Source organism: Deltaproteobacteria bacterium CG11_big_fil_rev_8_21_14_0_20_42_23, assembly GCA_002796345.1.
Lineage (GTDB): Bacteria > UBA10199 > UBA10199 > 2-02-FULL-44-16 > 2-02-FULL-44-16 > 1-14-0-20-42-23.
In genome coordinates, this window is record PCXC01000006.1 from 1 (window position 1) to 8,113 (window position 8,113).

Annotated in this window: 8 protein-coding genes; 4 read left to right on the plus strand and 4 right to left on the minus strand. The window is 43.9% G+C overall.

The genetic code is table 11. The features are described 5' to 3' along the window. Positions 1 to 169: 169 nt before the first annotated feature. From COV43_00500 to tkt, 3 genes are all read right to left on the minus strand, one after another. Positions 170 to 589, minus strand: a complete 420-nt coding sequence (locus COV43_00500; GenBank protein ID PIR26769.1) for a hypothetical protein — start codon at positions 587 to 589, stop codon at positions 170 to 172. Between the two features lie 118 nt (positions 590 to 707). Continuing rightward, positions 708 to 1,682 (minus strand): deoxyhypusine synthase, encoded by a 975-nt coding sequence (locus COV43_00505; GenBank protein PIR26770.1) that lies wholly within the window; start codon positions 1,680 to 1,682, stop codon positions 708 to 710. Between the two features lie 142 nt (positions 1,683 to 1,824). Beyond that, the gene (tkt, locus tag COV43_00510) at positions 1,825 to 3,771 is read right to left on the minus strand and encodes a transketolase (protein ID PIR26776.1); all 1,947 of its coding nucleotides are present in this window, start codon (positions 3,769 to 3,771) and stop codon (positions 1,825 to 1,827) included. Between the two features lie 161 nt (positions 3,772 to 3,932). Here tkt and COV43_00515 point away from each other — a divergent pair, with 161 nt between their 5' ends. Then, positions 3,933 to 4,598 carry a hypothetical protein gene (locus tag COV43_00515; GenBank protein PIR26771.1) on the plus strand — a complete coding sequence of 222 codons (666 nt, stop codon included), beginning with the start codon at positions 3,933 to 3,935 and terminating at the stop codon, positions 4,596 to 4,598. Positions 4,599 to 4,855: 257 nt separating this feature from the next. After that, complete coding sequence (locus COV43_00520) at positions 4,856 to 5,326, plus strand: hypothetical protein (protein ID PIR26772.1); 471 nt, start codon at positions 4,856 to 4,858, stop codon at positions 5,324 to 5,326. A gap of 178 nt (positions 5,327 to 5,504) precedes the next feature. Here COV43_00520 and COV43_00525 read toward each other — a convergent pair whose 3' ends face one another. Then, entirely contained in the window at positions 5,505 to 5,807 is a 303-nt protein-coding gene (locus tag COV43_00525) for a hypothetical protein (GenBank protein PIR26773.1), read from the minus strand. Between COV43_00525 and COV43_00530 the strand changes: the two genes are divergently transcribed. Then, complete coding sequence (locus COV43_00530) at positions 5,773 to 6,729, plus strand: hypothetical protein (protein ID PIR26774.1); 957 nt, start codon at positions 5,773 to 5,775, stop codon at positions 6,727 to 6,729. The genes COV43_00525 and COV43_00530 overlap by 35 nt on opposite strands. Before the next feature lie 102 nt (positions 6,730 to 6,831). Further along, positions 6,832 to 8,001 (plus strand): hypothetical protein, encoded by a 1,170-nt coding sequence (locus COV43_00535; GenBank protein ID PIR26775.1) that lies wholly within the window; start codon positions 6,832 to 6,834, stop codon positions 7,999 to 8,001. Positions 8,002 to 8,113: the final 112 nt, after the last annotated feature.

Genomic DNA, 8,113 nt, shown 5'->3' on the forward strand with positions numbered 1-8,113 from the left:
CTGAGGTCTTCTTGAACCAAGTGTTGCACTTCGAATGTGAATCCACATCCCCGCCTTCGCGAGGATGACAGAAAACAGAATTGTACGATGAGACTCCCACTTAGAAAATAGAATAAAAAAAAAGGAGCTGACGTTTGCCAGCTCCTTTTCAAAAAAATGTACAAAAACCTTAGGCCGAAAAGCTTGAACCACAACCACAGCCGCCAGATGAATTTGGGTTGTTGACCACAAATCCAGCACCGTGAAGGCTTTCCACGAAATCAACTGTAGCGCCGCGAAGCATTTTGATGCTCATGGTATCTACTAAAACCACAATGTCTTTCGCTGGAATTTCGATATCGCCATCTCTTTTGTTGTCGAAGACGAAGTCGTAAGAATATCCTGAACAGCCACCAGCACGAATCGCAACACGAAGCTGCTTGCCTTCTGCGCCCGGCATTTCTTTTGAAAAGTGTTTCACTTTTTCTACGGCTTTATCAGTAAAGCCCAAAAGAAGCTGAGATGCTTGATTGTTCGTTGTTGGGATATTTTCTTCCTTCAGCTCTTGGCTTCCGGTTCCACAACATCCTGCTGCTGATAATAGTGCCATAATTCCTCCTTATTTCTTAAGTGAACGCAGCCTTAGTATAACAGGCATGAACCTGTCAACCAAGAACTCCATCCAGCACAAAGCCAAAACTGCAGTTTGGAGCTTCTTATATCGTCTTCTACCAGCCCAAAATCCACGAAAAAATGAGGGGGGCCACAATAGTAGCATCAGATTCCACCACAAAACGAGGGGTTGTATCGCTCAACTTGCCCCAGGTGATCTTTTCGTTGGGAACGGCTCCAGAATAAGATCCGTAGCTAGTAGTCGAATCTGAAATTTGGCAAAAATAAGCCCAAAATGGAGTGTCTTCCCGTTTCAAATCTTGCTGCAACATGGGAACCACGCAAATAGGAAAATCTCCCGCAATACCTCCACCAATTTGGAAAAATCCAATCCCCTGCCCGCCAGAGCTCTCTGTGTACCAGTTTGCGAGGAAGGTCATGTATTCAATACCACCCTTCATGGTAGTGGGCTTCAATTCACCGGTAACACAATAGGACGCAAAAATATTTCCGAGCGTTGAATCTTCCCAACCTGGAACGATAAGCGGAATATTTTTTTCAGCTGCCGCCAAAAGCCAATTGTTTTTAGGATCAATTTGGTAATACTGCTGCAAAATACCACTTTTCAAAAGCTGATAAAAATATTCGTGCGGCAAATAACTTTTGCCTTCGTCGTTTGCTTTTTTCCACAATTCAAAAATGTGATGTTCAATACGACGAATAGCTTCTTCTTCTGGAATACACGTATCCGTTACGCGGTTGAAGCCTTTTTCCAAAAGATCCCACTCGTCTTGCGGGCTCAAATCACGATAATGCGGAACACGCGCGTAATGATCATGCGCCACAAGATTAAATACATCTTCTTCCAAGTTTGCTCCCGTGCACGAAATAATTTGCACCTTATCTTGGCGAATCATCTCTGCAAGCGACTTTCCCAGCTCTGCCGTACTCATGGCACCCGCCAAAGACACCAACATTTTTCCATTGGCGTTCATATGCGTTTCATAGGCTTTTGCAGCATCCATCATTGCCGCGGCATTGAAGTGTAAATAGTGCTCTTCCATAAACTGCGAAATTGGTCCTCGTTTCATTGCTTCTTCCTCCATATTAGGATTTTGTCATTGCGATCCGCCTCTGGCGGAGTGGCAATCTCCTCTGACAATTCAAAATCGAGATCACCTTGCCTGACCGGCAGGCAGACCACGTCGTTACACTCCTCGTGATGACAGAGCATTAATTTCCAACATGCTCTAAAAGCGCTTGTGCTTTTTCGATGATGTTTTTCTTCGTAAATCCAAATTGTTCAAACAAAATTGGCGCTGGTGCTGATGCTCCAAAATGATCGATGCCAATCGCACATCCTTTTTCGCCAACGTAGCGTTGCCATCCAAAAGTGCATCCCGCCTCAACCGCTAAGCGAGCAGTGATGCGTGCTGGAAAGACACTCTCTTTATATTTTTCTGACTGCTCTTCAAATAATTCCCACGATGGCATGCTGACTAAACGTACTGCAACACCTTTTGCAGCAAGCTCTTCGGCAGCTTCAAAGGCAAGAGAAAGTTCAGAGCCACTTGCAATTAAAATGAGTTTTGGTTCCGGCAAAAAATCTTTCACCACATAGGCACCACACGCAGTTTTTTCTGCACATGAACCTGGAACTGGAGTTAAGTTTTGTCGGCTGAGAACCAAGGCAACTGGCCCCTGCTTGTTTTCCATACTGTATTTCCAGGCGCCCAAAGTTTCGTTTGCATCACCAGGACGAAGAAGACTCAAGCCCGGCATGGCGCGTAAACTCATCAAGTGTTCAACCGGTTGATGCGTAGGGCCATCTTCGCCCAAACCAATGGAATCGTGTGTCAGCACATAGCGAACCGGAAGTTTCATGAGTGCTGCCAAACGCATGGCTGGTCTCATGTAATCGGTGAACACAAAAAATGTTGCGGTAAAAGGAAGCACGCCACCATGCAACGCCATTCCATTTGCGATGGAAGCCATGGCATGTTCACGAATACCAAAATGAAGATTGCGGCCGGCTCGATTTGTTTTTGAAAAATCTCCACACTCTTTCAAGTAAGTGCTGTTTGAACAAGCAAGATCTGCCGAACCTCCAATAAATTCTGGAAAACATTTTGCAATCGCCTGCATCACCTTGCCAGAAGACTGTCTGCTGGCCATAGCTTCAGAATGTTCGAAGGAAGGAAATTCTTTTTCCCAGTCTTTAGGATTTATCCCTTGCATCACACGAGAAAATTCTGCTGCAAGTTCAGGATATTTCTCGCCATAATCTGCAAAAAGCGCGTCCCATTTTTCGGCATTCTTTTTCGCTTCGTTTGCAATGGAAGTGTAATAAGTTTTCACTTCTTCAGGAACGAAAAAGGTTGAGTGTTCCCACGCATAGGTTTTTTTCGTGAGTTCAATTTCATCAGCGCCAAGCGGAGAACCATGTGCAGCCGAAGTATCCTGCTTGTTGGGACTTCCAAATCCAATATGAGATTTCACAATCACAAGTGATGGCTTTGCACTTTCAGCCCGCGCATTGTCAGTTACTTTGGCAAGCTCGGCAAAATCATTGATGTCTTTCACCGTTTGCACATGCCAACCATAGGCTTTAAATCGTTCACCTACATTTTCTGTAAAACTTAAGTCGGTTGTTCCATCGATGGTAATGTTATTGTCATCATAATATACAACAAGTTTTCCCAAACCAAGATGACCCGCAAGCGAAGCTGCTTCGGCACAAACACCTTCCATCAGATCACCATCACTGGCAATGACGTAAGTAGAATGATCTACAACGTTGAAGCCTTCACGGTTGAATTTCGCTGAAAGATGTTCTTCGGCAATCGCCATCCCAACCGCATTGGCAAAGCCTTGGCCAAGAGGGCCTGTTGTGGTTTCGGCACCTGGCGTGTCGTGATATTCAGGATGGCCAGGCGTAATACTTCCCCATTGGCGAAAGTTTTTGATGTCATCGATGGAAATGGGAAAACCCGAAAGATGATATTGCGCATACAGCAACATGGAAGCATGTCCGCACGAAAGAACGAAGCGGTCGCGATTCCACCACTTCAAATTGCGAGGAGTATACTGAATGTACTTTGTCCACAGAAGATGTGACAGCGGAGCCAGTGCCATTGGTGTTCCCGGGTGCCCTGAATTTGCACGCTGCACGGCATCCATCGAAAGTGTTCTGATGGTATTGATACAAAGTTCGTTACACTGTTGCACGTTTTCTCCTCTCGCTCAGCTTTATTGGGGAAAAGCTGCTAACATCCCTCGGAAAAAGTGGCAAGGGAGAAACAGAGAAAACAAGGGCCTTTAAAGCAGATTGAGACCGAAATTTGGAGATTTGGCTTTTTTTTGTTACAATCCTGAATATGAAAAGCCAAAAAGCCTTCTCATGCATGACCATAAAGGAACAGAACCTGGTACGAACGCTGGATACTCCCGAGAAAGTTCAAGCCTACCTCAACCGCTGCATCCCTTATAACTGGGAACACAGCGGAGAAAGCCTTCAATCATTTCGAAGTGTGGTGAAAAGCAAAACGGCGCATTGCCTTGAAGCCACTTTTTTTGCCGCTGCCATCTTGGAACATCATGGCTACGAACCATTGGTGCTGGATATGCACAGCATCGACTGTTTGGATCATTGTCTCTTTTTGTATCAAGATAAAAAAACGGGTCTCTTTGGAACGGTTGGTGTCTCGCGTGAAGACGAACTCTATGGAAAAAAAGCGAGCTTCAAAACAGTGAGAGATGTCGTGATGAGTTATTATGATGACTACATTGATGAAACAGCGTGTTTAGAATCTTATGTGGTCATCAACCTTGATACTATTCCCTATGCCAATTGGCGCTTTTCACATCGCAATGTCTGGAAAGTGGAAAACTATCTTGGCGAGCTGCCACACCGCTTTGTGCGCGTGAGTAAAAAAAGATATAAAAAAATCCTTGCTCAATACTTAAAACGCTCTAAAGAGAACACGACAACTTTGGAAGCAGCATAATTTTTTTGTGCATCTTGTTTTGTCATTCCCGCGGAGGCGGGAATCCACAATTTTCTGTCATTGCGAAGGAGCGTAGCGACTGTGGCAATCCCCTCGTTCAATTGTTAGAGGAGATCCTTCGTTACACTCAGGATGACAGCAAAGTGTTTGGATTGCTGGATCCCCGCGTTCGCGAGGATGACAAACTTAAATCTCTTACTTCGTGATGACAACGAGTTAACTTAGTTAACGGATTCGTAAACACCAAAAATAAAATTATGAAACCTTTTTTCCCCCGTATCGCAAAAAAAGATATCATCCTCCCTCCCGGTGTTGATCCAAAACACATGTGCATTGGGTGTGCTAAGTGTTGCCGTTATGTTTGCGTTGAAATTGATGCGCCCGATTGCAGAGAAGATTTTGAAGACTTGCGTTGGATGGTGGCACACGAAGGTCTTTCCATTCACGTGAATAAAAAAACGTGGGAGCTCATGATTCAAACTACCTGCACGCATCTTCAATCAAACGGATTATGTGGAGTCTATGAAACACGTCCGCAAGTCTGCCGCGATCACATTCCCGGAGAATGTGATACTGAGGTGGAAGTAGAAACTGATTACGGTGCCGATTATTTATTCACGAGCATGAAAGAAATTGAAATCTACCGCGACAAACATTTCCCTTTGAACATAAAAAAGAAGAAAAAAACTTCGAAAACAAAAAAGAAAAAGCTGAGAAAAAAAGTTTAAAAAAATACCCGTTTCCCCTTTTTTACCTGTACTTTTTCACCCTTCACATTTCATAAAAACCTTTATTTTTTAAATATTTATATAAAATTAAAAAAATATTTCTTTTCTCTCTTTCCTGCCGAATTTTTGGTATTCTTCTCTCATCTAAAAAACTTTAACGGGTGGGGGATAACATGAATTACTTCAAAAAAAATATTACACTTGCAGTATTCAGCGTGCTTTTTTTATCGGCATGCGGAGGATCTAGCGGTACCTCAAGCTCAACGGGAATCAGTAGCTTTACTGCGCTTCCCAACGCAACAAGCCCGGTAGTAGACTCCACAAGCGGATCGCTTTCACCCTTACCTTCGAAGTCCTTTTCCGCAAGCGTTGGAAAAGCTGCAACAACAGGCTTAAAGCTAAGCCAAATTGGAGCGGCGGCATTTGATACCAGCAGCTCACGATCAATGTGCGAAGTGGGAAACTTGCTGAAACAAACCATCAACGACGGTGGACAAGCTGATAAAATCGGCTGCTACATGAATAAAACCTTGGAAGCGAATGACTATGTCGTCGCTACTGTCTGCGATGGAACAGCTCGCATTGTTGGTCTCGATTTCCCATCTGGTGGTGACGGCGGGCCAGACCATATTAAATTTTCATGTACTGCAAGCGGCGGAGTTTTCACCAGTTACTCGCTGTGGGCATGTAGTGGCGGTACGCAAAACGAATATATTTCAAAAACCATCGGCAGCGATGGAAGCGTTTCTATCACAAGCATCGGTAACTTCAGCGATGGTGGCGGTAGTACCGGCTGGCATTCAGTCAGCGCAAGCGGAGAACTTTCCAGCAACAATGATGGAAGTTACGCTTCAAAAACCATTACTTCAAGCATGAGGTTTATTGGAGATAATAATTACACCGGCCAAATGACGCTTGAACAAGCTGCAAGCAGCTTCGTGTTAAGCGGATTTCAAACCGGAACATTTTCTGAAGGCTCATTCACCAATCGCATGTATTCAACAGGACAACTGATTGAAAACAACACCGCTACAGACTTTGACGATTACAACATTCAAAACCTAGCCTATGGCGATGGAGCCGCAAGCCTTATTTTAAGTGCAACATTCGGTGAAGATACTTTCAGCATGGAAGAAGTTCAGTCTTGGAATGGAGACACCACCGAAGCTGAAGCCTCAAATGATTACACCGTAGCTGCAGGAGCTGGAACCGTTCCAAGCGTAGAAGCTGTCAGCATCAGCTTCACCGGTGATGCTGCTTACGATTGCCTTGGCACTGAAGAAGCCTCGCTTACTATTCCCACAGCAATTGCAACCGAAGATGAGTCAAATGTTTGCGCACGCTTTGGACTTAACCACAGCTGGTTCGATTGTTACACCGAAACAGGAGATAACGGCGAGTAAGCAACCAAAAACATAAGATTCAAAAATCGGCTTTAGAGAAAAATCTAAAGCCGATTTTATTTTGCACTTGCGAAATGGATTCTAGTTCTGCATTGAACGGGGATGCATTGGATTGATACTGCCGAAGAGCTGAAAAAAATAAGCAAAGAGCTAAGCGCTGAAAAAATAATTGCGCTTGATACAGAATTTATTCGCGAGAGCACTTTTTTCCCCCACATCGCCTTGGTGCAAGTGGCGTCTGCAAGCAAAGCTTGGATTATTGATGTGGTGAAACTCACTAAAGATGAGCTTGCTCCTTTGTTTAAGGTTTTTCAGGATCAAAATATTCTCAAAGTGCTTCATGCAGCGCAAGCTGACCAAGAGTGCTTGTACAATAGCTTTGGTGTCATCGCCTCTCCCAGTTTTGATACTGCAGAGGCAGCTTCTCTTGTTGGACTTGGCAGCAACAAAAGCCTGCAATCGCTTTTGGAAGATGTGCTTCACGTAAAAATTCAAAAAGGACATGCCAGAAGCAACTGGCTTGAACGCCCACTTCCGCAAAGGCTTCAGGAATATGCACTTGCCGATGTGGATCATCTTGTAGCGCTTGCACAAAAACTTATCAGCAAACTTGAAAAATTAGATCGATATCAACAAGCTCTTGTCCTCTCGCAAAAATGGGAAAACTACGAACTTTTTATTTCTAATCCAACTAAAATTGCAGAACGTCTCGCCAAAAGTGGAAAAGTAGACCAGCGTGGCTTTGCACTCTTAACAGAATTGATTGCTTGGCGAGAAAATCAAGCCATCTCACACAACATTCCGCGTAAACGCGTTGCCGATGATGGCACGTTGCTAGATGTTGCCAGAACAAAACCAAAAACAATAAAACAACTTGGTTTGCTTCGAGGCTTGCAAAAACAATTTTTGCGAAAAGAAGGCGAAATCCTTTTAGGAATTATTGAAACAGCAGAGCACCTTGCAAAAGCAGACCTGCCAACGCTTCCAGAGCGAAAGCGAAATGCAGAAAAAAATTCACAACTTGCCGATATCATTTCTTGCGCAGTAAAATTGTTGGCAAAAAGACACCGCATTGCTTCACAGCATCTTATCAGCAAAGAAGCCATTGATGAATTATCGGGAATAAAAAATCCAAATTTAAAAATCTTGTTGAGCAAAAAAATTCTTTCCCCCGAAAATGCAAAACTCATCGGAGAAGATCTTCTTTCTCTTCTTTCTGGAAAAACAGTGTTGATGATTGATAAAGGAAAAGCGGTGTTGAAAAGGATTTGATTCTTGTTCTTTTCGCTTGTCATCCTCGCGTACGCGGGGATGTGGATTCACATTCGAAGTGCAACACTTGGTTCAAGAAGACCTCAGCAGGAGTTCGATAACCAAGACACTT

Coding starts and splice junctions, on each gene's coding strand:
- COV43_00500 (PIR26769.1), bottom strand. CDS start 589: ATGGCACTATTATCAGCAGCAGGATGTTGTGGAACCGGAAGCCAAGAG.
- COV43_00505 (PIR26770.1), bottom strand. CDS start 1,682: ATGAAACGAGGACCAATTTCGCAGTTTATGGAAGAGCACTATTTACAC.
- tkt (PIR26776.1), bottom strand. CDS start 3,771: ATGGATGCCGTGCAGCGTGCAAATTCAGGGCACCCGGGAACACCAATG.
- COV43_00520 (PIR26772.1), top strand. CDS start 4,856: ATGAAACCTTTTTTCCCCCGTATCGCAAAAAAAGATATCATCCTCCCT.
- COV43_00530 (PIR26774.1), top strand. CDS start 5,773: ATGTGCGAAGTGGGAAACTTGCTGAAACAAACCATCAACGACGGTGGA.
- COV43_00525 (PIR26773.1), bottom strand. CDS start 5,807: ATGGTTTGTTTCAGCAAGTTTCCCACTTCGCACATTGATCGTGAGCTG.
- COV43_00535 (PIR26775.1), top strand. CDS start 6,832: ATGCATTGGATTGATACTGCCGAAGAGCTGAAAAAAATAAGCAAAGAG.